This window comes from Streptomyces sp. NPDC032822, assembly GCF_055578825.1.
Genome location: NZ_JBVIOL010000035.1, coordinates 21,462 through 48,279 on the forward strand (window position 1 = coordinate 21,462; position 26,818 = coordinate 48,279).

Below are 26,818 nucleotides of genomic sequence, written 5' to 3' on the forward strand. Positions count from 1 at the left end.
CTGGTTGGTACCGCCGGCGGACGGCCACTGGGTGATCTTGGCGCCGGTCGCCGTGGACCCGCTCGACACGTCCATCAGCATGGACTCCAACGGCGCCCTTCTCTGTGCGGGCCCCGGTGGCTCAGTACCAGACGGAGAACGTGGCGTCGGCCCGGCCGCGCGAGCGGTGGAGATCGTCAGCTGACGGAGAACTGGCTGAAGGTCGCGGTGCCGGTACTTCCGGCGTGGGCCGTGGAGAACATGCCCGCGTCCAGGGTGCTGTTCGCTCCGTTCAGTGTCGCGGTTCCGACTGTGGTCCAGGTGGTGCCGTTGGCGGAGTAGGAGCCGGTGACCGATGTGCCGCTTCTGACCAGGCGGAGCCAGACCGGGGCGGCGGTGGCGCTTCCGGTCTTGATGGTGTTGGTGTCGAGGTAGCCGTCACCGTTGGAGTCAACCGACAGGGCGATTCCGTTGCCGGGGGTGGTGGCCAGGACGAGGTACCCGGCGGAGGAGCCGGCGGAGGCGATGTTGTTGCGCAGCATCAGGCCGGCTTTGGCCCAGCTGCTGGGTTTGTCCTGACTGGTGACGCGGACGGTGACGGTCGAGGACGTTCCGGCAGCCCCGCTCTGGTAGGCGGCGGAGTACTCGTCGTCGTATGCCGTGCCGGAGCGCCATATGTCGATGCCCGCGTTGGTCAGGGAGGTGACTTGGCTGCTTTGGCTGACGGCGGCCGGTATCGAACTGTATGCCTTGTAGGGAGAGGTGACGATCCGCAGGTTGCTGAAGGTCGCGCTGCCGGCGGCGGTGCTGTGGGCCGTGTGGATGACACCGGCGTCCTGGGTGGCCGCCATGGACGGCAGGGTCACCGTCGAGCCGACCTGGGTGAACGCGGATCCGTCGGTGGAGTAGGAGGCGGACACCTGGGTGGCGGTGCGGGTGAGCCGCAGCCAGACCGGTGCCTTGACGTTGGCGGCGGTGTTCGTGAGCTGGTCGAGGTAGCCGTCGGCGTTGGAGTCCCGCTGGAAGCTGACGCCGTTGCTCGGGGTCACCACCACGGCCGCGTATCCGGGGGAGGAGCCGTCGTTCGTGAGGTCGTTGCGCAGGACGACGCCGGCCTTGGCCCAGCCGTTGGTGTTGTCCAGGTTGTCGACCCGGGCGGTCACCGACGTGCCGTCGACGGCTGCCCCGTTTCGGAAGACGGTGCCGTATTCGTCGTCGTGCTGTCCGCCGGCGCCCCAGATGTCCTTGCCCGCGTCGGTGATCGTGAAGTGGCCGCCGCGCTGGCCGGTGTCGGCGGGGGTGGAGGAGTAGGCGGTGTAGGGGGAGCTGACGGGGTCGGTGGTCAGCGGACGGTACAGGGGCTGGATGCCGGCGTTGTCCATGACCGTCTTGGCGGCCGACGGCCAGTTGCCGTCGCTGACGACGACGGTACCGCTCACCACGTTGCCGCGGCCGTCGGTGTTGCTGATGATCGAGGAACTGTTGCTCGTCCAGTTGTCCTTCAGGGTCAGTGCACCGGTGTTGTTGACCGAAGTGCTGTTCTGTTGGGCCCAGCGGCCGGTGTTGCGGAAGACGTTGTTGGTGTCCGTGAAGTTCCGGGAGCCCTCGTCGTGGTAGAAGCCGAAGAAACCGTTGTTGTTGTGGCAGTAGTTGCGCTCGAAGGTGCTGCCCGGTGACGCCGACAGGGTGTAGAGGCAGCCGCCGTCGGTCATCTGCTGCATGATGTCGTGGATGTAGTTGTCGGTGACGTGGTTGTTCGCGGCGGTGGTCGCGGTCGTGTAGGTGGGCTGGTAGCTGTACAGGCCCCGGTTGACGTAGTCTTGGCTGCCGCCGACGTCGTTGGTGCCCCAGCCGTAGCCGATGGTCAGGCCGGAGTAGGGCAGGTTGTACACCTCGTTGTGCGAGACGGTCGCGCCGTTCACGTAGGTGACGAGGATGGCCGACATGTCGCGGTATTCCAGCGCCACGTCGTGGATGAGGTTGTTGTTCAGCGTGATGTTCTTGTTGGTCATCCGGCTGTCACTGGGGTGGTGCGCGTCCGCCTGCAGGCCGCCGACCATGATGCCGCCGCCCGCGTCCTGGGTGAAGACGTTGCCGGTCGCGGTGATGGTGTCGGCGCCGAGTCCCACGCCGGTGGTGTGGGCGTTGGCGTCGTTGCCGATGCCGAGGCCGCTCTGTCCGAGCTGGGTGAACCGGTTGCCGGTGAAGGTGATGTGGTCGGCGGCGGAGACCTGGACGGCGGAGGGCATCTGGTCCCAGTGGGGGCGTGTCGCCTCGAAGAGCGGGCAGCCGCTCTGGCAAGAGGTCAGCGCGTCCGACGGTCGGTCCCAGGTACCGGAGATGTACGCGCCGGTCTGCTGGCTGGCGTAGCCGTGGGCGGTGGGGTCCAGCCAGCTGGTGCCTGAGAACTGCAGTCCTGAGAAGGCGAGGTGGGTGGCGGGGGAGGAGTACGTCCCTCCGACGCCGATGAGCGACTCCAGCTTCGGCACCTCGACGTCGGCCTCACTCATGTCCTGCCCGGTGAGCGGCTTGTAGTACAGGGTGCCGGTAGCGGTGTCGAGGTACCACTCACCGGCCGTGTCGAGGAACTCGTAGGCGTTCTCGATGTAGAGGGGGCCGGACCGGTAGGGGTTGGTCAGGGTGTCGTAGCCGAACGTGTTGTTGTTCCACGAGGGCTGGTCCATCGTGATGGTGCCGCTGCTGATGCCGGTCACCGGGGCGTAGCGGTCGGTGAAGGATCCGATGCCGTGGATCTCGGTCCGGCCGGGCTGCGCGAGGCTGTTGAGGTAGCTCAGCGAGCTGCTGGTGAACGTGTAACCGCTGGTGGTCGCGGTCAGGTCCGAGCGGGTGAGCGCGGTGCGGGCCCTGGTCGCCAGGACACCGTCGACGGACAACTGGCGCGTGTCGAAGCCGGTGCCGACGTTGCTCTTCCAGATGTTCTTGGCCGAGTCCTGCACCGCCCAGCCGGTGGCCTTCTGTGCTCCGGTGATGACCGGGTGGGCGCCGAGCGCAGCCTTCCAGGTCACCGTGAAGCCGCCTGTGCCGGAGTCGGCGGAGGTGAAGCTGAGCGGTGCCGTCAGCCGGTAGGTGCCGTCGGCGAGCTCGACGGTGATGTCGGCCGTCATGGAGCTGTTCAGCGCCCGCACGTTGGTCTTGGCCTGAGTGATGGAGCACGGCTGGCTCGCGGAGCACGTGGTGCCGGAGCCGCTCGGCGAGACATACAGCGTCGTGCCGGCCGCGAAGGCGGGCCCGGCCTGGACGAGGACCGTGGCCGTCGAGGCGGCGAGTACGGCTGCTGTGGCCAGCCATGATCTGAGCCGGCGGGGAACCGAGGGACGAATGCGGGTTGTTCGCACGTGACACCTTCCGGGTGGTTCAGGGAGCCTGCGGTGCCCGTCTCGGGCAGGAAGAGCCCAGAGGCACAGGAGGGGAAGGGAAATTTGGCTGTAACATTAGACGTCATATGAATTTCGTCAATAGATCCCGCGCACGGACTTGACCGGAGTCCGCCGGAGTCGCCCCGGGCATGCGAACGCCCCCGGCCTGATCGGCTCGGGGGCGGGGTCGGTGCGGGTGCTCTCAGGAGGCGGGCCGGCTCAGGAGCCGAAGGGCTCAGGAGGAAGCGGGGGAGCTCACGTTCGGCAGGCGGCGGCGGCTCCACGCGGTCTGGATATGTGCCGCCATGGCCCGCGCGGCCCCGTCGGGGTCCCGGGCCAGCAGACACTCGGCGACTTCGCGGTGCTCCTCGTTGGCCCGCTCGCACGCGGTCGCGTCCGGTGTGCCGTTGTACAGGAACGTCGTACGCGCCTGGGCGTGCAGAATCCGGATGATGGAACGGCCGAGCCTGTTGTGGGACGCCTGAAGGATCCGGTCATGGAAGGCCACATCCGTCTCGATGAAGCGTGCCGGGACGGCGGTCTCCTCGTCGAGCCGGGCGAGCAGCAGCCCGATGGCCCGCAGGTCGTCGTCGGTGGCCAGCTCCGCCGCCTGGGCCGTCATCTGGGCCTCAAGCGTCGACCGGATGTCGACCAACTGGTCGAGAACGACGAGCTGGTCGTCGTGCCGGACGGTCGCGGCGAGCACCACGGGGTCGAGCAGGTTCCATTCCTCGGGCGGGGTGACGCTGGTGCCGTAGCCCTGCCGGGCGAGGACCAACCCTTTGGCCTCAAGGGACTTGACCGCCTCACGGATGGTGATGCGGCTGACACCGAACGTCTCGCAGAGCTCGGGTTCCACCGGCAGGGTCGAGCCCGGAGGAATGACGCCCGACACGATCGAGTCGGTCAGGCTCTCCATGACGGCCTGCGCCAGCCGGGCCGGACGCTTGGGCCAGGGCTTGAGAACGGGCGGCTCGCCTGCTCTGCCGGCGCTGTCCTTGGCCATGCGTGTCCCCCTTGCTGATGCGGATGACGGCGAGTCTACTGCTCGGGACTTCTTGACAGCATTCGTATGACGACTTATGTTACACGAAAATTTCGCAGCAGTACTTCCCGCTCCAAGGGGTGCAAGCCGTGCGCATTACCGAAGTCGAGTGCCATCCGGTCCGGGTGCCGGGAGCCAGTCCGCCCTTCGTCTGGCGGGACGGACTCCTCGGCAGCCCGTCCGAGGGCGAGGCCTCGGTGCTGCGCATCCGCACGGACGAAGGCGTCGAGGGAGTCGCGATGGCCCCCCGCCGGGGCAGCGGGGTCATCCTGGCGGACCTGCTCGACCGCGTGCTGCGCAAGGAGCTGGTGGGGCAGGATCCCCTCCAGCGGGAATGGCTCTGGCACCGCATGTGGGAGCTGGACCGCACGGAAGAGCTACCGCTCTACCTGCTCGGTCTGGTCGACACAGCACTGTGGGACCTGGCCGGACGGCTCGCCGACCGGCCCACCTGGCAGCTGCTAGGCGGATACCGCACCTCGATACCCGCCTACGCCTCCACCGTCACCTACTCCTCGGTCGAGGAGTACCTGGACATCGCCGACCAGGCCCTGGAGCTCGGCTACCCCGCCATCAAGCTCCACGCCTGGGGTGACGCCCGCCGCGACGCCCGCCTGTCGGTGGCACTGCGCGAACACGTCGGGGACGACATCCCGCTGATGTTCGACGGGTCGGCGGGCTTCGACCTCCCCGACGCCATCCACCTCGGGCACGCCCTCTCGGACGCCGGCTACCTCTGGTACGAGGAGCCGATGAGGGAGTTCAGCATCACCGCGTACAAACGTCTCGCCGACGCGGTGGCCGTTCCCCTCCTCGTGGCCGAGACCTCCGACGGGGCACACATGAACTCGGCCGACTTCATCCAGGCCGGCGCCGCCACCTTCGGAGTCCGCGCCTCCACCCAGCTGCGCGGCGGCTTCACCGGCGCGATGCGCACCGCCCACCTCGCCGACGCCTATCGGCTGCGCGCCGAGGTGCACGGACCGGAGATCCCCAACCGGCACCTGTGCATGGCCATCTCGAACACCACCTACTACGAGTCCCTGGTCATGGGCAACCCCATCAGCCGCGAAAGTGGCATCGACGCCCAGGGTCTCGTCCACGCACCGACCGGTCCGGGCGTCGCCCTCCCCGCAGGCCTGGACTACCCCACCGTCCTTCAGAAATTCGTCGACAAGGAGACCGTCACCCCACCCCGGGCCTGATGTCCGGAACCCCAGACCCGACCGCCTGTCCCGAACACCCCGAGCACCACGAGCACCACGAACGCGGCGCCACTCACCGCTGTGCGCCATTTCCCACGATCCGAGGTCAGTCATGAACAACGACGTTCCGGTTTCCTCCCGCCGCCCGCTCAGACACACAGCCGTCGCCGCCCTGGGCGCCGTCTCCCTGCTCGCCCTCGCCGCCTGCGGCAGTGCGGACCCCACCCCCGCGGCATCCTCCTCCCCGGCGGCCTTCAAGCCCGTGACCCAGGAGAAGGACAGTGAGATCACTGTCTGGGCCGACGCCGGCCGCGTGCCCGGCGTGGAGGCCTACCAGAAGGCGCACCCGGACGTGAAGATCAAGATCGTCACGTACAGCGGCGACGCCAACGGCGCCAACGACCTGCAGACCAAGGTCCAGCTGTTCGACCGGACCGGCAGCGGCTGGCCCGACGTGGCCTTCAGCGCCAACGTCAACGACGGCAGCTGGGCCGCCCAGGGCAAGACGCCCTACGCCGCGCCCCTCGACAAGGGCCTGGTCCCGGCGTCGACCCTGAACGGCTTCGCGTCCGGCGCCCTGAACCCCTGCACGTTCAGCGGCGGCACCTACTGCCTGCGCAACGACCTTGCCCAGAACGTGCTCTGGTACAACAAGAAGCTCATGGACAAGTGGGGCTACACCGCCCCGACCACCTGGGAGGAGTACCAGGCGCTCGGCGAGAAGGTCGCCAAGGAGCACCCCGGATACCTGGTCGGAACCGCCGGGGACGCCTGGACCCCTGAGGTGTACTTCTGGGCGAGCCAGTGCACCGCCAGCACCACCACCGGTGCCAGGAAGGTCACGGTGGACCTCCAGGACGCCAAGTGCACCCGGATGGCCAAGCTGCTCGACACCCTGATCGCCAAGGGCTCGGTCTCCAAGGACACCGTCTTCAGCGCCGGGTTCATCAAGAACCAGGCGGCCAAGGTCCTCATGCTCCCCGGCCCGTCCTGGTACGGACAGGTGCTCTTCAACTCCACGTTCAAGATCCCCAAGGGGCAGATCGCCGCCGCCGCACCGCTGAAGTTCGAGGGCGACGACAAGAACTACACCGGCAACGTCGGCGGTGGCCTGTGGTTCGTCTCCTCCCACAGCAAGAACCTCAAGGCCTCCTCCGACCTGGTCACCTGGATGACGACCTCGAACGACTACCAGGCCACCGCGGGCACCTACCCCGCGTACAAGCCCGCGGCCACCAAGTGGCTCGTCGGCCAGCTGGACACCGGCTACTTCGCGGGCGACATCGGGCCCGCCTTCGAGGAAGCCGCGGAACTGATCTGGCCCGGCTGGTCCGCCACCCAGTACAGCCAGGAGGCGATCTACTCCTCCACCGTGATCCCGGCCCTGAACTCGGGCAAGACACTCACCGACACCCTGGGCACCTGGCAGACGGCCATCACCGACAAGGCCAAGTCCCTCGGATACACCGTCAACTAGCGAAGCGGACCGATGACCACCCACCTCGCACCGGAGCGGAGCGGCCGCCGCGGCCGCTCGGCCCGCAACCCGGCCGGACGCGCCGGATACGTCTTCGTCTCCGGCTACGTCCTCCTCCTGCTCGCCTTCGGCGTCCTGCCCACCGGTTACGCGGTGTGGCTGGCACTGTCCAACTCCCAGAACCAGCTCGTCGGGATCGGCAACTTCACCCGGACGTTCACCGACTACCGCTTCGGACCGGCCTTCCTCCACATCGGCCTGTACCTGGTGATCTGGCTGGCCAGCCTGATGATCCTGGTGGTGCTGCTCTCCCTGATGCTGCACGGCCGTATGCGCAGGGCCTCCACCACCCTGCGGTTCCTGTTCTACCTGCCGGGCGCCCTCGCCGGGGTGGCGAGCGTACTGCTCTTCCTGATCCTCCTCGACCCGGCCGCCAGCCCCGTCGGCTGGCTGCTCAAGGCCTTCGGCTGGGAAACCCTCGCCCAGGTCAACGCGCCCGGCCACCTCCCCGTACTCTTCACCGTCATCGCCTTCTGGACCGGGGCCGGCGGGTGGATCGTGGTCATGTACGGCGCGCTCAATAGCATCCCGGACGAGATCCTGGAGGCCGCTCGCATCGACGGCGCCAGTACGCTCCAGATCGCCCTGCGCATCCAGATCCCGATGATCACCAAGTGGATCGCGTACATGCTGATCCTGGCCTTCGCGGCCGGTACCCAGCTCTTCGTCGAGCCACAACTGGTCTCCCTCGCCAGCTGGGGCATGATCCCCGACAGCTGGTCACCGAACCAGCTCTCCTACCAGTACGCCTTCCAGTCAGGGGACTTCAACGGCGCGGCGGCGCTCTCCGTCGACCTCCTCATCCTGGGCCTCGCCTGCGCGGCGCTCGTCGTCTTCCGTACCGGCCTGTTCGACAGGGACGAAGAATGACCACGGCCCCCACGACCCCGGCTCCCACGACCAGAGCCCGCCGAACCCCGCCGCGCCACAGCGCCGGCGACCGCACCAGCCCGAGGAAGCCCATGCGCCAGACGCGCCGCCCACGCTCACTGGCCGCCCGGCTGGCCTGGCTCATCGTCATGGGCCTGGCCGTACTGTTCTTCTGCGTGCCGGTGGTGTGGCTGCTGCTGGCCACGACCAAGACCGACGGCCAGATCGTCCGGGACAACCCGTTCTCCTTCGGCTCCCTCACCGCCATCGCCGACGCCTGGAAGCACCTCTACGCCTTCCAGGACGGCGCCATCCTCACCTGGCTGCGGAACTCGGCGCTCTACACCTTCGGCGCACTTGCCATCACCCTCGTGACATCGATCCCCGCCGGGTACGCACTGGCTCTCACCCGGTTCATCGGGCGACGGATGCTGCTGACCATCACCATGCTCGTGATGCTCATGCCGACGGCCGCGATGGTGCTGCCCCTGTACCTGGGCATGAACGCCGTGCACCTGGACGGCACGATCTGGTCGGTGATCCTGCCCTTCTCCTTCTTCCCGTTCGGGGTCTACCTCACCTACATCTACTTCTCCTCCAACGTCCCCTCCGACCTGCTGTCCGCCGCGCGGATCGACGGCTGCTCGGAGTGGCAGGTCTTCCGGCTCATCGCGATGCCGCTGGCCAAGCCCGTGATCGCCCTGGTCGGCTTCTTCAACTTCGTCGGCAACTGGAACAACTTCTTCCTGCCGTTCGTGATGCTGCCCGACAGCTCCCAGTACCCGGCGCAGGTGGGACTGAACAACCTGCTCTCCGCCTCGCCGCTGTTCAACACCTCCAGCGGCGCGGGCAACCAGATCATGCGGCCCGAACTGGCCCTGGCGACCCTCGTCACCATCGTCCCGGTCCTGATCGTCTTCCTCTTCTCCCAGCGCGCTCTTGTGGCCGGCATGCTCGCCGGCGCGACCAAGGAGTGAGGCCCGGATGACCCAGGTGAAACGCCTTGCCCAGACGATCCGCCTGCGGCCCGAGCACCGTGAGCTGTATCTGCGGCTGCACTCCGCGGTCTGGCCGGGCGTCGAGGCCGCGCTGCGGGCCGCGAACATCCGCAACTACAGCATCTTCCTGCGCGAGGACACGCTGTTCGGCTACTTCGAGTACCACGGCGACGACTTCGAGGCCGACATGGCCACGATCGGCGCCGACCCCACCACCCAGGCCTGGTGGAAGCTCACCGACCCCTGCCAGGAGTCCTGGGCCGATGCCGGCACCGGGGGCAACTGGTCCGACCTGACCGAGATCTGGCATCTGCAACCGTCGCAAGGAAACACCCAGTGAAACTTCTACGAGTCGGCGCGCCCGGCGAGGAACTGCCCGCCGTCCGCACGGAGGACGGCCGGCTGCTCAACCTGTCCTCCGTGACCTCCGACATCGACGGTGCCTTCCTGGCCTCCGAGGACGGTGTCGAGCGGGCCCGTGCGGCGATCGCGGCGGGAAGTCTGCCCGAGCTGGACCCGGACGGTCTGCGGATCGGTGCCCCTCTCGCCCGCCCCGGCAAGATCGTCTGCGTCGGGCTGAACTACCGCGACCACGCCGCCGAGACAGGCGCGGCGATCCCCCCGCGGCCGGTGGTGTTCATGAAGGACCCGGGCACGATGGTCGGGCCGTACGACGAGGCGCTGATCCCCCGCGGCTCCATGAAGACCGACTGGGAGGTCGAGCTGGCGGTCGTCATCGGACGGCGGGCCCGCTACCTCGACGGTCCTGAGGCCGCGCGGGCCGTGATCGCGGGGTACGCGATCAGCCACGACGTCTCCGAGCGCGAGTTCCAACTGGAGTACTCCTCACAGTGGGACCTGGGCAAGTCCTGCGAGACGTTCAACCCGCTCGGACCCTGGCTGGTGACCGCCGACGAGGTGGGCGATCCGCAGGATCTCGGACTGCGTCTGAGCGTCAACGGCGTGAAGCGGCAGGACGGCCACACCAGCGACATGATCTTCACGGTCGGCCACATCGTGTCGTACCTGAGCCAGTACATGGTCCTGGAGCCGGGCGACGTGATCAACACCGGCACTCCCGCGGGCGTGGCCCTCGGCCTGCCCGGCACCCCCTATCTCCGCCCCGGCGACACCGTCGAGCTCTCCGTCGACGGTCTCGGCGCCCAGCGCCAGACCTTCGGCCAAGCGTGAAAGGCGCCCCCGTGAGCAAGTCGAGCAACCTGAACAGCTTGAGCGGCCTGTCGGGGCTCAAGGCCGTCGTCACCGGCGGCGCGTCCGGCATCGGGCTGGCCACGGCCCGGATGCTGGCCGACCACGGCGCCACGGTGGCCGTCCTCGACCTCGAACCCTCCGGCGCCCCCGAGCCGCTGATCGCCATCAAGGCCGACCTCGGCGACGACACCTCGGTACGTGCCGCCGTGGAGGCCGCTGCCGGGCAGCTCGGTGGCCTGGACATCCTGGTCAACAACGCGGGCATCGGCGCCGTAGGGACCGTCGAGGACAACCCGGACGCGGAGTGGCACCGCGTCCTCGACGTCAACGTCCTCGGGACGGTGCGCACCACGCGGGCCGCCCTGCCCTATCTGCGGCGCTCGTCACACGCGGCGGTCGTCAACACCTGCTCCATCGCGGCCACCGCGGGCCTCCCCCAGCGCGCCCTGTACTCCGCCAGCAAGGGCGCCGTGCTGTCACTGACCCTGGCAATGGCCGCGGACCACGTCCGTGAGGGCATCCGCGTCAACTGCGTCAACCCCGGCACCGCCGACACCCCCTGGGTGACCCGGCTCCTGGACGCCGCCGAGGACCCGGAAGCTGAACGCGCCGCCCTCGACGCCCGCCAGCCCCTGGGCCGCCTGGTCACGGCGGACGAGGTGGCGGCGGGCGTGGTCTACCTGGCGAGCCCCGCCGCGGCCTCCGTCACCGGCATCGCCCTCGCCGTCGACGGCGGCATGCAGGGACTCCGACTGCGCCCGGCGGCCGGCTCATGAGAGCAACCACCTTGGGCGGCACCGGTGTCAGGGTCACCGAGCTGTCGTTCGGGGCCGCCGCCATCGGCAACCTCTTCCGCCCGGTCACCGACGAGGCCGCGGTCGCCACGGTGGAGGCGGCCTGGGACGCGGGCGTACGCACCTTCGACACCGCCCCGCACTACGGACTCGGGCTGTCCGAGCGCCGCCTGGGTGCCGCGCTGCGCGGACGCGACCGCGACACGTACACCGTCTCCACCAAGGTCGGGCGACTGCTCGAACCCGACCCGGAGGGTGGCCGCGGCGACGATCTCGCCAACGGCTTCGCCGTGCCCGACACTCACCGCCGAGTCTGGGACTTCAGCTCCGACGGAGTCCTGCGCTCCCTGGAAGCGAGCCTGGACCGCCTCGGCCTGGACCGGGTGGACATCGCCCTGCTGCACGACCCGGACCACCACGCCGAGCAGGCCCTCACCGAGGCCTACCCGGCGCTGGAACAACTGCGCGCCGAAGGCGTCGTCAAGGCGATCGGCATCGGTGTGAACCAGTGCGCGCTCCCCGCCCGCTTCCTGCGCGAGACCGACATCGACGTGGTGCTGCTCGCCGGCCGCTACACCCTGCTGGAGCAGGAGGGACTCGCGGAGCTACTGCCGGAGGCCGCCGCCCGCGGCAGGAGTGTCATGGTCGGCGGGGTGTTCAACTCGGGTCTGCTCACCGACCCCAAGCCCGGGGCCACGTACGACTACGCGCCCACCCCACCACATGTCCTCGCCCGGGCCCTGCGCATGAAGGCGGTCACCGAACGCCACGGCGTCCCGCTGCGCGCAGCCGCTCTGCGCTTCCCGCTCGGCCATCCGGCGGCCGCGAGCGTACTGTCCGGAGCGCGTTCGGCCGACGAGGTCCGCGACACGGTGGACCAACTGCGGCGAACGGTACCGGCCGCACTCTGGGACGAACTGCGCACCGAGGGGCTGCTGCCGCCGCACGTCCCCGTCCCCGCCGCCACACCAGTCGAAGAAGCCGATCGGCCGAAGGACGAGTCAAGGACTCGTGGGGGTGACCGCCATGAACCTGAAGGCGAACACCGCTGAGGGCGTCATCGACTCACACCACCACGTGTGGGACCTCTCCGTCCGCGACCAGGACTGGATCACCGGACCGGAACTCGCCCCGCTGCGCCGCGACTTTACTCTCGCCGACCTGGAGCCGGAGGCCCAAGCGGCCGGCGTCACCGCGACGGTCCTGGTCCAGACGATCGACGTGCCGGAGGAAACGCCCGAGTTCCTGGCGTTGGCCCGGGACAGCGACCTGGTGGCCGGCGTCGTGGGCTGGACCGACCTGACCTCCCCGGATGTCGCCCGCGCACTCGCGGCGCTGCGGGAGAGGCCGGGTGGCGAGTACCTGGTGGGCATCCGACACCAGGTGCAGGGCGAGTCCGACCCTCGCTGGCTGATGCGGCCGGACGTACTGCGTGGGCTGGCCGCGGTGGCCGAGGCAGGGCTCGTGTACGACCTGGTCGTCCGGCCCCACCAGCTCCCGGCCGCGCATGAGACCGCCCGACTGCTTCCCGGCCTCACCTTCGTACTCGATCACGCGGGCAAGCCCCCCATCGCCTCGGGCGAGCTGCGGCCATGGGCGGACGCGGTGCGCCTCCTGGCCTCGCTGCCCAACACCGTCTGCAAGCTCTCCGGCATGGTGACCGAGGCCGACTGGGGCAAGTGGAACGTGGAGGACCTCCAGCCGTACGCGGACACAGTGCTGGACGCCTTCGGACCGCGGCGGCTGATGTTCGGCTCCGACTGGCCCGTCTGCCGGCTGGCCGCCACCTACGTCGAAGTCATCTCCGCCGCACGGAAGTTGACGGCCGCACTCCAACCCGCCGAACGCCGCGAGGTCTTCACCGGAACCGCCCTGCGGACCTACGGCCTGACCGTCACCGGCTCCCCGGCCGCTCAGGAAGCACCATGCGCATAGCTCTGTTCATCACCTGTTTCAACGACATGATGTTCCCCCGCACCGGCCGCGCGGTGACCGAACTGCTGGAACGGCTCGGCCACACCGTGGAGTTCCCGCAGGGCCAGACCTGCTGCGGCCAGATGCACTTCAACACCGGCTACCGCCCCGAGACCCTGCCCATGGTGCGCCGTTTCGCGGAGGTCTTCGCGGGCTACGACGCCGTGGTCACCCCTTCCGGCTCCTGCGCGGGCATGGTGCGCGACCACCACCGGGTGGTGGCCGGCCAGTTGGGGGACCCCGCGCTCACCGAGGCGGTCGAGCGGGTCGTGCCGACGGTGTACGAGCTGTCGGAACTCCTCGTTGACGTCCTCGGGGTCACCGATGTCGGCGCCCACTTCCCGCACCGGGTCACCTATCACCCGACCTGCCACTCGCTGCGCATGCTGCGTGTCGGCGACCGGCCGCTCAGGCTGCTGCGCGCGGTGAAGGGCATCGACCTGGTCGAACTGCCCGACGCAGAGTCCTGCTGCGGCTTCGGCGGCACCTTCGCGCTGAAGAACGCGGACGTGTCCAACGCGATGCTGGCCGACAAGATGCGCCATGTCCTGGACACCGGCGCCGAGTACCTGTGCGCGGGCGACAACTCCTGCCTCACCCACGTCGGCGGCGGCCTGTCCCGGCTGCGTACCGGCGTCGGCACAATGCACCTGGCCGAGATCCTGGCCTCCACGGAAGGGAACGCACGGTGACTGCTGCCGACAACGTTGTATGGCTGGGCACCCCGCCCTTCCCCGAGGCGGCGCGCGCCGCGCTCGCCGACACCCGGCTGCGTGCGAACCTGCGCCGGGCCACCAGCACCATCCGGGACAGGCGGCTGGCGGTCACCGCCGAGCTCGATGACTGGGAGGACCTGCGGGATACGGCGGCAGCCGTCAAGCGCCGCACCCTGCGTCACCTCGACCGCCATCTCCTGCGGCTGGAGGAGACGGTGACCGCCGCCGGCGGCACGGTCCACTGGGCGGCGGACGCGGCCGAGGCGAACCGCATCGTCACGCGGCTGGTCCAGGCGACCGGCGAGAGCGAGATCGTCAAGGTCAAGTCGATGGCGACCCAGGAGATCGGCCTCAACGAGGCGCTCGCCGAAGCGGGCATCCGCGCCTACGAGACCGATCTCGCCGAACTGATCGTGCAGCTGGACGGCGACCGGCCCTCGCACATCCTGGTGCCGGCCATCCACCGGGGCCGCTCCGAGATCCGCCAGATCTTCCAGCGGCAGATGGGGAAGTGGGGCCGGCCCGCTCCCGAAGGGCTCACCGACGACCCACACGACCTGGCCGAAGCGGCCCGGCTCCACCTGCGGGAGAAATTCCTGCGGGCCAAGGTGGCGGTCTCCGGAGCCAACTTCGCCGCCGCCGACACCGGAACGGTCGTGGTCGTGGAGTCCGAGGGCAACGGGCGGATGTGCCTGACCCTGCCGGAGACCCTGATCACCGTCATGTGCATAGAGAAGGTCCTGCCCTCCTTCTCCGACCTGGACGTCTTCCTCCAACTACTGCCCCGCTCGTCCACGGGCGAGCGGATGAACCCGTACACCTCGCTGTGGACCGGCGTCACCGAGGGCGACGGGCCGCAGGACTTCCACCTGGTCCTCCTCGACAACGGCCGCACCGCGACCCTGGCCGACGAGGTGGGCCGCCAGGCGCTGTCCTGCATCCGCTGCTCGGCCTGCCTGAACGTCTGCCCGGTGTACGAGCGCACCGGCGGCCACGCCTACGGCTCGGTGTACCCCGGCCCGATCGGCGCGGTACTCACCCCACAGCTCGTGGGCGTGGAGAACGCGGCCTCGCTGCCCTTCGCCTCCACCCTGTGCGGGGCGTGCTACGACGCCTGCCCGGTCAAGATCGACATTCCGGAGGTGCTCGTCCATCTGCGGGCAAAGGCCGTGGAGGCCAAGCGCCGGGACCGGCTGCTACCCACCCCGGAGGCGCTCGCCATGAAGGCCGTAGGCGTAGTGCTGTCCTCCCCGAGACGGCTGGCAGCAGCCCAGCGACTCGCCGCTCTCGCCGCCCGGCTGGTGGCCCGCGACGGCCGGATCGGCGTCCTGCCCGGCCCCTTCGCTCGCTGGTCCGGCACCCGTGACACCCCCGTACCGGCGCGCGAGTCCTTGCGCGCCTGGTGGCGACGGACGAGAGAAGAAGGCCGTACGACGAGGAAGGAGAGGGGCCGATGAGTGGCCGCGACACCGTACTCGGCGCGATCCGGAGCGCACTGGCCGACGTACCGGGCGCCGAGGCCCCCGACGACGACCCCGTCCCGCACGATCCGCGCTCCCAGCACGCGGGGCTGGACGTCGTCGAGCTGTTCATCGAACGCGCCGCCGACTACCGCGCCACCGTCGTCCGCGTTCCGCCGTCCGACGCCGTCGCCGCCGTGGGCCGTGCGCTGGCGCGCACCGGAGCGAAATCCCTTGTGGTGCCCCCGGGTTTCCCCGAAGACCTGGTACCCGAAGGCCCCTGGTCCCGACTGGAGGACATCCCGCCACTGACGGTCCGACAGCTCGACGCGGCGAACGCCGTGCTCACCACCGTCGCCGCGGCGATCGCCCTCACCGGCACAGTCGTCCTCGACAGCGGGCCCGGGCAGGGACGTCGTGCGCTGACCCTGCTGCCGGACCAGCATGTCTGCGTGGTCAGGGCGAGCCAGATCGCCGCTGATGTACCCGAGGCATTGAGCCTGCTCCACCCGCACCGGCCGCTGACCCTGATCTCCGGCCCCTCAGCCACCAGCGACATCGAACTGGACCGGGTTGAGGGCGTGCACGGACCGCGAACGCTCGACATCGTCGTGGTCACGGACGGGTAGGTCTCGGATACGGGACTGTCCAGGGACGCCGTGTCCCAGCACCGGATGCACCCGCGCCTGACGGCGCGCTCCGGCGGTTGATCACCGGGCAGACGCTCAGCACCTGGGAGAAAGTCGACGCGGTTCTTCGTGCACTGTGCAAGCTGAAAAAGCGGTGCGCCAGGACGGCGAACCGCTGACCCCGGCACAGGCGACGCTCGACTTCAGCCGACCCGACGACAGCGGGGCCGGACAGAATCACCCCTGCCCGGCCCCGTGTGAGTGGGCGGTGCTGTTCGGGGGAGGGAGAGGGGGGAGGTGGTTCAGGTTGGCGGTGAAGCGGGGGCCTCGGCCTTCGGCATGTTCGGGCGAGGCGACCAGCAGGTGGACGAAGCCGTAGATCATCGCCAAGATCCGGGAGCGAGTAGGGACACGCGGAACACGTGACACGACGTGCCCGAGGCCTACCCGTCCGACAATCGAGAGGGTGCTCCGTGAGACTGGCGAAGACGGCCGAGTTCAGGCTGCCGGACAAGGTGGGCGGTCCGATACGGGCAGGGTCGTGTCTGGTATCCGGTGTCGGAGTGTTCTACGCAGTCGTGTGGTGGGACGGCGGTGCCCGGTACGCGTTGGTGTCGATCGCCGATCAGGTGGTTCAGACGGTGCTGCTCGACGAGTTGGGTGACCCGTTCGACGCTTATGACGCCCCGGCGCCGGTGCTGCTCGACGACGGCGCATTCGGCGTGATCGCCGATGCCGGCACGCTGCGGATGTACGGAACCGATCTGCGGTTGCGGCGTGAGATAACGATCGCCGGCGACGACGTGCTGCATCGCTTCGCCAAACACGGGCAGCGGCCGCGGGTGACCGGCCACGCAAGCCGAGGAGCACTCGCGGCCGAACACGTGGTCGTGCTCGATGAGCCGATCGCGGTCGGCAACCCGCGATACCTCGCGTTCCTGCGCATCGGCGAGACGAGCGCGTCATGGACGCGGATCGGGACTCTCGGCCCGGACGGGTTTCCGGTCGACCGATTCGGCGACGACGAACTGAACCAGAGCCCCGACGTATCGGTCGACGGTTGCATCATCGGTGATGCGGTCGGCCACGGCGGCAGCATGCTGGTCTGCGTCGAAGGCTCGGACGCCTCGAGCGTGCGCAAGTACGGGGCCGACTTCTTCACCATCACCCGTGTCACGCCGGACGGGACGGTCACCGAGCCGCTCTATCAACAATCGGGATGGAAGCGCCTGCCGGGTAAGCACGCCATCAACGGCAAGGTCACGTCCTCGGGGCGCTACGTGCTGCTCACACCGGTGTTCGCGACCGGCGAATGGAAGGGCAGACAGCGCCTGTTCGATCTCTGGACGGGCGAAGTGCTCGAACCCGTCCTGCCCCGCGGTGCAGCCAAGATGCGGATCGTCGACCATGCTGGAACAACCTTCTGGCTCAGCGACGACGCGCAGCGAATCCTGTGCGCCGAAGTCGAGGGCCCACACGGATAGGTCGCCACGAACAGATCGCTCGGTGGTGGCGGGGTCCATGTGATTCACGCCATGGCCTCGGATCGCCACCCCGAACGCGGTCACCGTCAGGGTCATTGCGTTCTCGGGTAAGTGCTGGTCACGGCGGTGATCAGGTCGTGTGAGAGGCGGTTGGCTTGCCCGCGAGCGCGCGGACGTCGTCGGTGACGGCGCGGGCGGCCCCGGCGAGCAGCAGTCCGACCTGTTGGTAGTCGTCGGGCCGCAGAGTGTCGGGATCGGACCACGCCAGCACGGCGCGGGCGACACGCTCGTGTGTGGTGCGATCGAGCGGCAGTTCCGCGTCGATGCGTCCTTCGGGGTCGTACAGCACGGTGTGGCCGTTCATGACACAGACGCCTTCGCATGGGCGGGGGAGGCGAGTTCCCGCAGTTGGGCGGCGAGCCGGTCGGGCGCAACGAGTGCCGGCGGTGTGTCGCCGCGCGGGTGGCTGACCCAGTCGGCGGCGAGCGTGCCGTCCTGCGGCGTGCTCGGGGTGAGTAGTTGGTGCCCGCTGGAGAGCACCCGGACGCTGGGGATGTCCGCGAAGGTGCCTGCGGAGTCGGCCGGCACCGCGACGTACAGCCGGTCGCAGTAGTCTGGGCGCGTGACGCACCAATGGAGCGTGCAGTGGGGGGATGTGTGAGCTTCGAGGAACAAGTCGTTCGGGCCCTGGACAGGGAACGGGCCGACCGGTGCACCACTGTCCCCACGAGGCTGATCCTGCGGTATGGCGGTGGCTGGCTACTCCGTTCGTCCGTGGCAGACCAGGGTGTGTCAATTTAATGACGCTCCCAGGCGTCCAGCCATGTGGCCCCCGGTGGTGGGATGAAGTAGTAGCCGCCTCCGATGGTGAGGGTGTACTTGGCCATAGCTTCACCCTGCAGCCGATGCTGCACCGCCTCGAAGCCCTTTTCTAGGTCGTGTTGGAAGCAGGAGAAGAGCAGTCCGTGGTCGGTGCCGTCTCGCTGGTAGTTGTAGCCGCGCCGGACGATCGGAGGGGGCTGGTGGCGGTCCGGGACGGCCCGGCGGACGTGTGCGTCCAGCGGTGTGATCTTGCCCTGGGGGTCGGCGGCGAAGACAGGTTGTTCGTTTGTAGGGGTGCCGTCCAGCCATCGGCCGTCTCTGCGCCGGCCGATGATGCGCTCCTGTTCGTCGACGGTGTCGCGGTCCCAGAAGTTGGTGGCGAGCCGGATGATCCGTATGACCTGGTAGCTGCCGCCCACGGCCCAGGACGGCTCTTTCCAGCCTGCTCTGATGATGGCACGCTCAGCGGCTTCAGCCGCACTGGCGGGGTTGCCGTAGCCTTCGGTGAACTGGAACGGGTTGCGCGACAGCCCTCTGCCGTCCTCGGTACGGTTTGCTGACCTGTGCCCGGTCAGCCGCCAGCGCACCTTCCATTGGTTGAGCGTGCGCAGTGCCTGCTCCGCCGCTTCCTGGGCTGCCGTGGCCGAGGTCCCGGTGACCTGCAGCAGCAAGTCGCCATGCGAGCACGTGGGATCCAGCACATCACCGGGGAACGATGGCATCTGCTTCAAGTGCCGCGGTGGGCTCACCGTATGAGGAAGCCCGCTTGCTCCCAGGGCCAGCCAGGAGATGGTCCTGCTCTGGTTGCTTGCCGTGATGGCGCGATGGGCGGCGCGCAGCGCGTTGGCACGCTGTTCCTGACCAGCGGCGAGGTCGAGGGAGACGACCTCGGCGTACGGCAAGGGTGCCGCTCCGCGCAGATGAGCCGGCAGTCTCTTCGGCGAGGAAGACCAGTGGAACGCGGTGGCGCCGATGGCCGACAGCGCGCCGGCCCCGACGGCAGTGGCAGCAGTGGCGCGCAGGATGTCCCGTCTGCTGCGCCGGATCACAGAGCCGCTCCCCGGAGTTGGCCGGGCCATGAGCCAGTGGGTCGTGGCCCCGCAGGTGTAGGTCCGAAAACCTGGCGGCATCTGAGCCGCTGGGAGGCGGCGCGGGCTCGTTGGAGGCTGCGGATCATGAAGTCTCCTTGGGCCACTCGCGGCCGGCTTGGCGTATGAGACGTTCGGCCGTGGTGGCGTCAGCGAGGAACGGGTGCACGCGCTGGAGGTAGTCGGCCTGTCCGTGGAGGGACTTCCGCAGCTGTTTCAGGTTCCGGGCGCTGTAGGAGATGCCGCCGCGTTTCTCCACGACTCCAGCGGCGATGGCCAGTGCCTCGATGTCCGCCGTGAGTCTGACGGTATCCGTTTCGATTTTGGCACTGCACTCCACGGTTGCGTCGGAGTCGTCGAGGCGGATCCGGTATTCGATGCCCGTGCTCTTGTAGGTGGCGCGTGGCATCACCCGTTCGGTTTCCTCGGGGCCGGTCAGACCCAGAGCGACTGCGACGGGAGCGCAGACTGTCCTGACCTCGGCGAAGAAGTCCTTTGTTGATACCACGGGGCCTCCTGACCTCGTTTTCATTCGCTGGTCTAGGGGCGGACTCTGACGACTTCCCAGTAGCCGTCCATCTTGCGCCAGCCGTATCCCTTGTCCTGGAGGTATTTCAGCTCTCGCTGGTAGACGTCGCCCTTGAGGTACTGGGGCCGGGTGAGGTCGGTTACCAAGCGGATGGGCCTGCCGCTGGCCAGCGCGTCATCGATGAAGCGCTTGTTGCGGGTCCAGTTCCAACTGCCGACTCCCTTCGCGCCTTGCTGGCCTCTCTTTCCGTTCATGGTGCCGCGGAGGTTGAGGACGTCGGCGTCGAGGCCGGGGTTGTCGTTGACGTAGTCGTCGATGTCGCCTCTACGGCCGAGGAGGCAGGTGGAGTTGTGGACGAGGAGGTCCTGGCTGCCTGCGGCGATGTAGTAGGTGTGGAGGTCGTCGACGGTGAGGTTGTAGACCGAGGTTGGCCGGGTGTGGTGGTCGAGGGCGGTGATCTGGACCCAGGTTCCGGCGCTTGTCTGCAGCCACTGGCCGGCGGTGAGGTCGCCGGCGTTGATCCACTGGTGGAGGTCGGGGACCCAGAAGGGATGACCGTCGGTAGCGGTGATGGTGGCGGTTTGGGTTGCGGCTGTGCTGTCGGTGTCGACGGTGAGGTCGACGAGGTGTTTGTCACCGCTGCCGGTGATTAACGCGGTGACTTTGCGGGGGCCGGGTTCGGCGTCGGTGGCGAGGACGCTGTCGCCGATCTGGACGTCCTGGATGGGTTTGCGGGTGCCGTCGGCCATCACGACGGGGGTGTCGGCGGTGAAGCTGTTGCAGTTCGTCGCCCGTGTTCCGGCCTTGGCACCGAGGCCGGCGCCGAGCATGCCGCTGAGGCAGCCTAGGGCGGCGGCCTGGCCGACCTGGCCCCAGTTGACTTTGCGGCCGGACAGGCGCTGGGTGAGCCAGTCCAGGCCGCCGTCCATGAGGCCGCCGACGACGCAGCCGGCGATCAGGGGGTTGTTGCCGGTGGGGTCGCTGTAGGTGGTGGGGGAGGACAGGGCGTACTGGTAGAGGTTGGTGCCGCCGGCCTGGCCGATGGGGTCCTGGGAGATGAAGCGGCTGGTCTGCGGGTCGTAGTAGCGGTCGCGGTAGTACAGCAGGCCGGTGTTGTCGTTCTCGCGGCCGGTGAAGGTGTACGGGTTCGACGAGGCCGCGCCGGAGGCGGTGGGTGTGCCGCCCGGGTCGTAGGCGTAGCTGGTGGCGATGGTGCCGTCCGGGTTCGCCAGGCCGACCACGGTGCCCAGAACGTCGGTGAGATAGACCTGCGTCGTGCCGTTCTCAGTGCGAGTGAGGAACTCATCCAGGCCGGATGTGGCCACGGTTGCGGCCGTGGCGCCTGAACTGGTCTGCTCCACCAGAGGGTTGAAGGCGTCCGTCAGGTATCGGCTTGTCGCGCTGCCGACCGTCTTGGAGAAGCGGTCGCCGAGCGGGCCGTAGCCGAACGAGGACGTAGTCGTCCCTCTCGTCAGGCCGGTCAGTTCGCCTCGCGCGTTCCAGGTGTAGGTGTAGTCGCCGGCTGGCTGACCTTTCGGTCTCGCGGTGTTGGCGTCGGCGACCGGGCTCTGGGATCGGCGCCCGCGCTGCCCGCGTGGCGCGCGGACAGCCGCGGGGGCGTTCCGGGCTATTCGGCTGGTGGGTTGGGGGTGATGCTGAGTTCCTTCAGGATCTTGTTGACGAGGTCGGGGGTCCGCGGGCGGTGTGGCGGGGTCGGCGGGCCACGGGAGATCGACGAGAACGGTGTGGGTGAGCGCCGGGCCGGGCCAGTTGAGGCTGCGGGGCGGGTCGGTGTCGATCAGGAGGGGCCGCGGTGTTTCCGGGCGGGCCACCATGCGGGCCAGGGCGGGCGCGTCGGTGACGGTTTTACCGTTCCCGCCCGGCCTAGCTTCGTAGGTGACAACCGACTCCAGTTGTAGGCGGGTTCTGACTCCACCTGCCGGGGGCACAAGACCTTGACTGTTTCCCTGACGTGTGCAGCCGCTGGCACCCGCACTGCACGAACGCCGCGTCTGAGCAGCCTCCCCGGACGCCGGACAGGAAACGCCTCGGACTGGCCGCGGCCCCGCCGTGGACGGTCGGCGCCGAAGTCACGCCCTGTGATCAGACCCCGTGGAGGTCTCCGGGAGTCGGTGACTGTGACGACCGGGTCCGAGTCCGGCCGGATGAAGATCTTGGTGTCCGGGGGCGGGGTGAGTCGTTCTTGCTGGTGGCGGTCGCCCGGACTGTCCTTTACCGAGGGATCTCCTGTTGATGACTCAGCCTGTCCGTGTTGTGTTTCGCTCTGCCTCACGTGACGCGCCCGCTGCCGGCAAAGGACTCCGGGTGGCGCTGTACCAGGGCCAGGGCCCGGTCGGCAGCCGACAGGCGGTGGAGCAGAACCTGGAGCGTCTGGTCGAGGTGACCGCGCTGGCGGCGGACTACGGCTGTCAGGTGGTGGTCTTCCCGGAGAAGTACACCACCGGCTACGCGATCGGCCCCGAGCAGTGTCGTGAGCTGGCCGAGCACCGTGAGGGCCCTTCGGTCGAGCGTGCGCGGCTGGCGGCCAAGGAGAACGCCCTGGCCGTGGTCCTGCCCTATCCCGAACGCGACGGGGACGCGTTCTACGACTCGATCAGCATCATCGCTGCGGATGGGCTGGTGGCGGCGAACTACCGCAAGACCCACCTGTACGGGGCCGCCGAGCGGCGTAACTACTCCTTCGGGCAGGACCTGCCGCCCGTCGTCAGCCTGAACGGCATCGGGGTGGGCGTGCTCAACTGCTACGAGTGCGAGTTCCCGCCGCTCTACCAGTACCTGGCCGGGCACGGGGCCCAGGTCGTGCTCGGGCCCACCGCCGCCGACGGGCACTTCCGCCTGGCCGACGGCACCATGAGCCAGGTTCCCTACCAGGACGCCACCCGCCACATCATCCCGGCCATGGCGGGCATCTGGCGCCTGTTCATCGCCTACGCCAACCGCCGCGGCTGGGAACAGGTCCCTGCCGGCGCCTGGCAGTACCAGGGCAACTCCGGCATCTGGGCCCCCGACGGCGAGCCCTTGATCGCCGCCACCGCCGAAGACCGCAACCACGACTGCCTGCTCATCGCCGACTGCCTCCCCGCCGCCGTACCTCCCTTCAGCCCTGAAGGCCACCACCCCACCGACAATCGCCTTGCCCTCAACCTCACCCTGCAACCCGCCCGCTGAGACCCCCACCGTCGACACCGCCAAGCAGACGGTGCCCGGCCACGCCGCCTCCGGTCCTACACAGCGTCACCAATGCCGGCCGGATACCACCCACTCGCTGGCCGCCGGTGGGTACATCCACCTGGCCACTGTCAGGTCCCGAGCATGCCCGGGACCTCTCGCTCGCGTTCTCGTGAGCGCTGCGGACCGTTGGTTGGACCCCAGCGGGATCAGACCCCACCTCCGACTGGAGTCAGAACTGACCTACCAGTGGAGTCGAAACCCACCTACAAAGCCAACCGCGCCTGATTCGAACGTTTCCGGCGACCCAACTGATCCGCAACCTGCCACGCCACCGCGCCGACGCCTCGCCGCGGCACGATTATGGCTGCGCGCCCACGCCAGGCATGTCCTGGTCGTCGCCGTCGCGGCAGCCGTCGCAGGCGGAGTCGCCCCCCGTCATCACAAGCGGGTTATGGGAGAAGTGGTTCACCGAACCACAGCCCGGGTGCCCTGGAGCAGGGTGTGACGGCAAGAACCCGCAGAAGGAAGGGTGTGTGGCCGACGCGGTGAGCTGGCAGCCCAAGGGCGCCAACCCGGTGGCTCTGCAGGTCCGTTACAGCAAGCACTGCCAAGCAGTGTGGGGACGGATCGTCAAGGGAGAGAAGGGCGACGTGGTGACGCTCCAGGTTCGCGGTGGATCCGCGCAGGGCGCTCTGGTCCGTTTCGGCAGCGATCAGTTCACCCCCATGGCATCTGTGGGCGCGTCCTTCCACGCCAAGGCATGTGCCGTGCCGACGTCGGAACTCTCGCGCGCCGGACAGTGGACCAAGTACTGCACAGCCGCGACGGACCGGACACCGTGGACGGAGTGACCACAAGACAAGCGCCGGGCGACTCAGCCTCTTGGCCACGGGGCGCGCCCCGTGCCATGGGAAGACCTGAGCACGACCTGCCAGCAATGTCGGCGGGCGTCGAGCCGGGCGTCGGCGTGTCAGGTGCCCGCGTTCGGCGAGGTAGCTCAGGCACTCCAGAACTCGGCTACGCCTTCCCCTGCACATCCGAGTATTGGTACGGCGAGCTGCTTCCCGAGATCCCCGAACACGTCCGCGCGGGCCGCCTCACGGGTCTGTGCGAGCTCGCTGTCACCCCCGCCCGGCAGTCCCAGGGCATCGGCTCCCGCCTCCACACAGAGCTGCTCAAGGCCATCAATCCCGACTACGCCTCGCTGCTGGTCCGCCCGGACAACGCCGGCGGCTGAGGCCTGTACGACCGCCTCACCGAACCCGCCCCGGCCGCCCCGTAGTTTGCCGGGGGTGCAGACGGCTGCCCCCGCTCACGCGGCCGGGTTAGTGCTCAGATCGGGCCGCTCGGTGTCAGTACCCCTCATTACGCTTGTGTCAGTACGTCGTGAAGGGGACGAAATGGCTGGCACCAAGATCGATCAGCGTGCGATCGAGAAGCACGTGAAGGAGATCAACAAGGCTTACGAGCGGGCCTTCAAGAAGTACCCGATCACTGTGCCCTTGGGCGGCAGGAGTTTCACCGCCTCCGCCGGAGCCACCGGCCTGGGCGTGGGCATCGAGCAGGACCCACAGCTGGTCCGCTACTTGATCTGGCTCGGCCAGCTGCCTGATGGCCAGTTCGGAGAACAAGCCGACTACGCCGACCACTCCGGCACGCCTCTGGAAGACGTTGCGGTCCTGGCCGCCGAGCTGGAGCGTGACGGCCTGATCGACACCATGGGCTCCTTCGGCGCACCCGACTCCTACAGGATCACCAGCGACGGACGCGTAGAGCTGCGCCGACTCTCTCAACTGCGCAGCGCACCCGCCGCCCGGCACCGCTACGCCACCGACGGCTTCCTGCGCTGGCTCTACGCCACCGCGCACGACCAGCGCCCCACCGACCCGGCCGCCTTCCTGGGCACCACTGCGGCGTACTTCGCCGGCAGCGCCCTGTCGGAAACCGAACTCGACTACGCGCTGGCGCGCCTGACCAACCCCGGACTCGTCGTCGCCGACGCCGGCACTCAGCCCGAAACCGTCGCCATCACCCTTGATGGCATCGACTGCGTACTTTCTGGAGCGACCGTGAGTGACGGCGACCTGGTCCGCGTCGCCCTGATGGAAGCACGCCCTGCGGGCCTGCACACCTGCCAGCTCATGGCCGTCACCCGCCTGACCCGCTCGCAGATCGGCCGCGGCATCCGGCACGTCCGCGACGTCGTCGCCGCGGAGAATCTGACGCCGATCACCTGGACCCGCCGCGACGGGTTCATGTTCTCCGACGACCCCGCGGACTGGATCGAGTACGACAAGCGGCAGTTCCGGCAGATCCTCGGCCGACTCACCCGGGTGATCACGGGCACGCTCGATCCTCACCTGGCCCGCTACCTCGACGATGAATGGGCCCAGCTCGCCACCGCCCAGCTCACCGGCGTCCGCGCCACCCTCGCGCAGCTCTCCAAGTAACCCCCGCCGCCGATCACCCTGCCGAGCCCGCCATGCCCGCTGCCTCCCGTCGCCGCCGCTACCCGTCCGACACCTCCGTCGCCGAATGGGCACTCCTGGAGCCCCTGCTGCCCATCCCGGCCTGCCGGACCAAGACCGGCGGGCATCCGGAGAAGTGGCCGCGGCGGGAGATCGTCGACGGCATCCGCTACATCGTCGACAACGGCGCGAAGTGGCGGGCTCTGCCTGCGGATTTTCCCCCGTGGGAGACGGTTTACGGGTTCTTCTGGAGGTGGAACCGGGCCGGAGTCGTCACCTACATCCGTGACCAGCTCCGCCGCCGGATCCGTACCGGCAAGGGCCGCTGCCCCCACCCCGTGACGCTGATCGTGGACTCCCAGTCGGTCAAGGGCGCCTCCACCGTCGGCCGGAACAGCCGCGGCTACGACGCCGCGAAGAAGATCAACGGCCGCAAAAGACATATCACCGTGGACACGCTCGGTCTGCCGGTGATGATCACGGTGACGCCCGCCGACATCCAGGACCGCGACGCCGCCCGCGACGTGTTCTGGCGCTTGCGCCTCACCCAGCCGCAGATCACCCAGGTCTGGGCCGACCGCGGCTACGCCGGCGAACTCGTGGACTGGGCCCGCGAACGCCTCTGGCTCAGCCTGCGTATCGTCTCCCGGCCCAAAGGCGTCAAGGGTTTCGTCGTGCTGCCCCGCCGCTGGAAAGTCGAGCGCACGATCGGCTGGTGCATGAACGCCCGCCGCAACGCACGCGACTACGAACGCCTGCCCCAGCACTCCGAAGCACACCTGAACTGGGCACTCATCACCATGATGACCCGGCGCCTGACCCGCAAGAGCCCCCGCACCAGCCACTGGACGAAGAAGACGCCCTGATCATGCGATGTCAGCAATCGCGGACAGGTTCAAGGAACTCGAGCCGATTGCCCAGCTTGTCGAATGCATAGAAGCGATCGTGGCCAGGAAAGTTGTCATCCCAGGTGACGCTCACTCCTTTGTCTTCCAACCGCTTGGCGAGCGCCTGGAGCGAGGTCACAAGGATCCCCGGATGCGCCTTCCTGTTCGGGCGGAAGTCCTCTTCAACCCCCAAGTGGACCTCCAGGCCACCACCTCGGAACCAGCACCCACCACGAGCCGCCAACACCGGCGGCTTCTCGAGCTCTGTCATGCCGAGAACGTCTCCCCAGAACTCGCGGCAGATGTCCTCAGCACCTGGAGGGATCGCAAGCTGCACGTGATGCAGGCCGTCCAAGGAGTATCCGAGCGTTCCCAGAGCCACAACTTCTCCTCCACCAATGAATCTTGACGTCAAGATAATGAGAGCTGAGCGGTCCTGGTGAGGGCGCGGACTCGGCTGTCCGTTCTCAAGGAAGTCAGTCGACCTCGATCTGCTGTACAGGGGGGACTAACTTCGTTGAGACGGCCATCCTGGCCGCGTTCTCGTGTGGC

26 protein-coding genes are annotated in these 26,818 nt (G+C 68.6%); 18 read left to right on the forward strand and 8 right to left on the reverse strand.

The genetic code is table 11. The annotated features are described in order from the left end of the window. Window positions 1–176: 176 nt before the first annotated feature. The gene (locus ACZ5VD_RS42530; RefSeq protein ID WP_468555105.1) at window positions 177–3,335 is read right to left on the reverse strand and encodes a DUF1349 domain-containing protein; all 3,159 of its coding nucleotides are present in this window, start codon (window positions 3,333–3,335) and stop codon (window positions 177–179) included. Window positions 3,336–3,591: 256 nt separating this feature from the next. Then, complete coding sequence (locus ACZ5VD_RS42535) at window positions 3,592–4,362, reverse strand: FadR/GntR family transcriptional regulator (protein WP_164416958.1); 771 nt, start codon at window positions 4,360–4,362, stop codon at window positions 3,592–3,594. 128 nt (window positions 4,363–4,490) lie between these two features. On the opposite strand from ACZ5VD_RS42535, the gene ACZ5VD_RS42540 reads away from it, so the two are divergent. From ACZ5VD_RS42540 to ACZ5VD_RS42600, 13 genes are all read left to right on the forward strand, one after another. Next, a complete protein-coding gene (locus tag ACZ5VD_RS42540; protein WP_468685838.1) occupies window positions 4,491–5,606 on the forward strand; it encodes an enolase C-terminal domain-like protein in 1,116 nt (371 codons plus the stop codon). 112 nt (window positions 5,607–5,718) lie between these two features. Further along, window positions 5,719–7,083, forward strand: coding sequence for an ABC transporter substrate-binding protein (locus ACZ5VD_RS42545; RefSeq protein ID WP_468685840.1), 1,365 nt, complete (start codon window positions 5,719–5,721; stop codon window positions 7,081–7,083). Window positions 7,084–7,095: 12 nt separating this feature from the next. After that, a complete protein-coding gene (locus ACZ5VD_RS42550) occupies window positions 7,096–8,013 on the forward strand; it encodes a carbohydrate ABC transporter permease (protein ID WP_468685841.1) in 918 nt (305 codons plus the stop codon). 92 nt (window positions 8,014–8,105) lie between these two features. Continuing rightward, entirely contained in the window at window positions 8,106–8,990 is an 885-nt protein-coding gene (locus ACZ5VD_RS42555; protein WP_468685843.1) for a carbohydrate ABC transporter permease, read from the forward strand. A 16-nt stretch (window positions 8,991–9,006) separates the two neighbouring features. Further along, on the forward strand, window positions 9,007–9,351 hold the full coding sequence (locus tag ACZ5VD_RS42560; RefSeq protein ID WP_343240173.1) for an L-rhamnose mutarotase: 345 nt from the start codon (window positions 9,007–9,009) through the stop codon (window positions 9,349–9,351). After that, window positions 9,348–10,202, forward strand: a complete 855-nt coding sequence (locus ACZ5VD_RS42565; RefSeq protein ID WP_468685844.1) for a fumarylacetoacetate hydrolase family protein — start codon at window positions 9,348–9,350, stop codon at window positions 10,200–10,202. Before ACZ5VD_RS42560 ends, ACZ5VD_RS42565 begins: the two co-directional genes overlap by 4 nt. Window positions 10,203–10,240: 38 nt before the next feature. Further along, window positions 10,241–10,999 (forward strand): SDR family NAD(P)-dependent oxidoreductase, encoded by a 759-nt coding sequence (locus ACZ5VD_RS42570; RefSeq protein WP_468555122.1) that lies wholly within the window; start codon window positions 10,241–10,243, stop codon window positions 10,997–10,999. Continuing rightward, on the forward strand, window positions 10,996–12,069 hold the full coding sequence (locus ACZ5VD_RS42575; RefSeq protein WP_468555111.1) for an aldo/keto reductase: 1,074 nt from the start codon (window positions 10,996–10,998) through the stop codon (window positions 12,067–12,069). Before ACZ5VD_RS42570 ends, ACZ5VD_RS42575 begins: the two co-directional genes overlap by 4 nt. Continuing rightward, window positions 12,044–12,952 (forward strand): amidohydrolase family protein, encoded by a 909-nt coding sequence (locus tag ACZ5VD_RS42580; protein WP_468685866.1) that lies wholly within the window; start codon window positions 12,044–12,046, stop codon window positions 12,950–12,952. Before ACZ5VD_RS42575 ends, ACZ5VD_RS42580 begins: the two co-directional genes overlap by 26 nt. Beyond that, window positions 12,943–13,683, forward strand: a complete 741-nt coding sequence (locus tag ACZ5VD_RS42585) for a (Fe-S)-binding protein (protein WP_468555112.1) — start codon at window positions 12,943–12,945, stop codon at window positions 13,681–13,683. The genes ACZ5VD_RS42580 and ACZ5VD_RS42585 overlap by 10 nt, the downstream gene beginning before the upstream one ends. Continuing rightward, window positions 13,680–15,164, forward strand: coding sequence for a LutB/LldF family L-lactate oxidation iron-sulfur protein (locus tag ACZ5VD_RS42590; RefSeq protein WP_468685846.1), 1,485 nt, complete (start codon window positions 13,680–13,682; stop codon window positions 15,162–15,164). Before ACZ5VD_RS42585 ends, ACZ5VD_RS42590 begins: the two co-directional genes overlap by 4 nt. After that, window positions 15,161–15,796 carry a LutC/YkgG family protein gene (locus tag ACZ5VD_RS42595; RefSeq protein ID WP_468555114.1) on the forward strand — a complete coding sequence of 212 codons (636 nt, stop codon included), beginning with the start codon at window positions 15,161–15,163 and terminating at the stop codon, window positions 15,794–15,796. The genes ACZ5VD_RS42590 and ACZ5VD_RS42595 overlap by 4 nt, the downstream gene beginning before the upstream one ends. A 473-nt stretch (window positions 15,797–16,269) precedes the next feature. After that, window positions 16,270–17,280, forward strand: a complete 1,011-nt coding sequence (locus ACZ5VD_RS42600) for a hypothetical protein (RefSeq protein WP_468685848.1) — start codon at window positions 16,270–16,272, stop codon at window positions 17,278–17,280. A 130-nt stretch (window positions 17,281–17,410) separates the two neighbouring features. Here the strand turns inward: ACZ5VD_RS42600 and ACZ5VD_RS42605 are convergent, their stop codons facing one another. The 5 genes from ACZ5VD_RS42605 to ACZ5VD_RS42625 form a co-directional block, all read right to left on the reverse strand. Continuing rightward, a complete protein-coding gene (locus tag ACZ5VD_RS42605) occupies window positions 17,411–17,644 on the reverse strand; it encodes a hypothetical protein (protein ID WP_468685851.1) in 234 nt (77 codons plus the stop codon). After that, a complete protein-coding gene (locus tag ACZ5VD_RS42610; protein ID WP_468555117.1) occupies window positions 17,641–17,868 on the reverse strand; it encodes a hypothetical protein in 228 nt (75 codons plus the stop codon). The genes ACZ5VD_RS42605 and ACZ5VD_RS42610 overlap by 4 nt, the downstream gene beginning before the upstream one ends. Before the next feature lie 209 nt (window positions 17,869–18,077). Further along, a complete protein-coding gene (locus ACZ5VD_RS42615) occupies window positions 18,078–19,151 on the reverse strand; it encodes a Dyp-type peroxidase (protein WP_468685852.1) in 1,074 nt (357 codons plus the stop codon). A gap of 124 nt (window positions 19,152–19,275) precedes the next feature. Then, entirely contained in the window at window positions 19,276–19,698 is a 423-nt protein-coding gene (locus ACZ5VD_RS42620) for a hypothetical protein (RefSeq protein WP_468555119.1), read from the reverse strand. A gap of 32 nt (window positions 19,699–19,730) precedes the next feature. After that, window positions 19,731–21,044 (reverse strand): RHS repeat-associated core domain-containing protein, encoded by a 1,314-nt coding sequence (locus ACZ5VD_RS42625; RefSeq protein WP_468685854.1) that lies wholly within the window; start codon window positions 21,042–21,044, stop codon window positions 19,731–19,733. Between the two features lie 1,000 nt (window positions 21,045–22,044). On the opposite strand from ACZ5VD_RS42625, the gene ACZ5VD_RS42630 reads away from it, so the two are divergent. The 5 genes from ACZ5VD_RS42630 to ACZ5VD_RS42650 all read left to right on the forward strand — a co-directional run bounded on the left by ACZ5VD_RS42630 (window position 22,045) and on the right by ACZ5VD_RS42650 (window position 26,245). Continuing rightward, window positions 22,045–22,908 (forward strand): nitrilase-related carbon-nitrogen hydrolase, encoded by an 864-nt coding sequence (locus ACZ5VD_RS42630; RefSeq protein ID WP_468685857.1) that lies wholly within the window; start codon window positions 22,045–22,047, stop codon window positions 22,906–22,908. Window positions 22,909–23,294: 386 nt separating this feature from the next. Then, window positions 23,295–23,762 carry a DUF2690 domain-containing protein gene (locus ACZ5VD_RS42635; RefSeq protein ID WP_468685859.1) on the forward strand — a complete coding sequence of 156 codons (468 nt, stop codon included), beginning with the start codon at window positions 23,295–23,297 and terminating at the stop codon, window positions 23,760–23,762. Between the two features lie 56 nt (window positions 23,763–23,818). Continuing rightward, window positions 23,819–24,148: an N-acetyltransferase gene (locus ACZ5VD_RS42640; protein WP_468685860.1), complete on the forward strand. Its 330-nt coding sequence runs from the start codon at window positions 23,819–23,821 to the stop codon at window positions 24,146–24,148. A gap of 163 nt (window positions 24,149–24,311) precedes the next feature. Next, window positions 24,312–25,361 (forward strand): hypothetical protein, encoded by a 1,050-nt coding sequence (locus ACZ5VD_RS42645; protein WP_468685862.1) that lies wholly within the window; start codon window positions 24,312–24,314, stop codon window positions 25,359–25,361. A gap of 32 nt (window positions 25,362–25,393) precedes the next feature. Continuing rightward, complete coding sequence (locus tag ACZ5VD_RS42650) at window positions 25,394–26,245, forward strand: IS5 family transposase (protein WP_468685864.1); 852 nt, start codon at window positions 25,394–25,396, stop codon at window positions 26,243–26,245. Window positions 26,246–26,255: 10 nt separating this feature from the next. Here ACZ5VD_RS42650 and ACZ5VD_RS42655 read toward each other — a convergent pair whose 3' ends face one another. Further along, window positions 26,256–26,648, reverse strand: a complete 393-nt coding sequence (locus ACZ5VD_RS42655; protein WP_030788457.1) for a VOC family protein — start codon at window positions 26,646–26,648, stop codon at window positions 26,256–26,258. Between the last annotated feature and the right edge of the window lie 170 nt (window positions 26,649–26,818).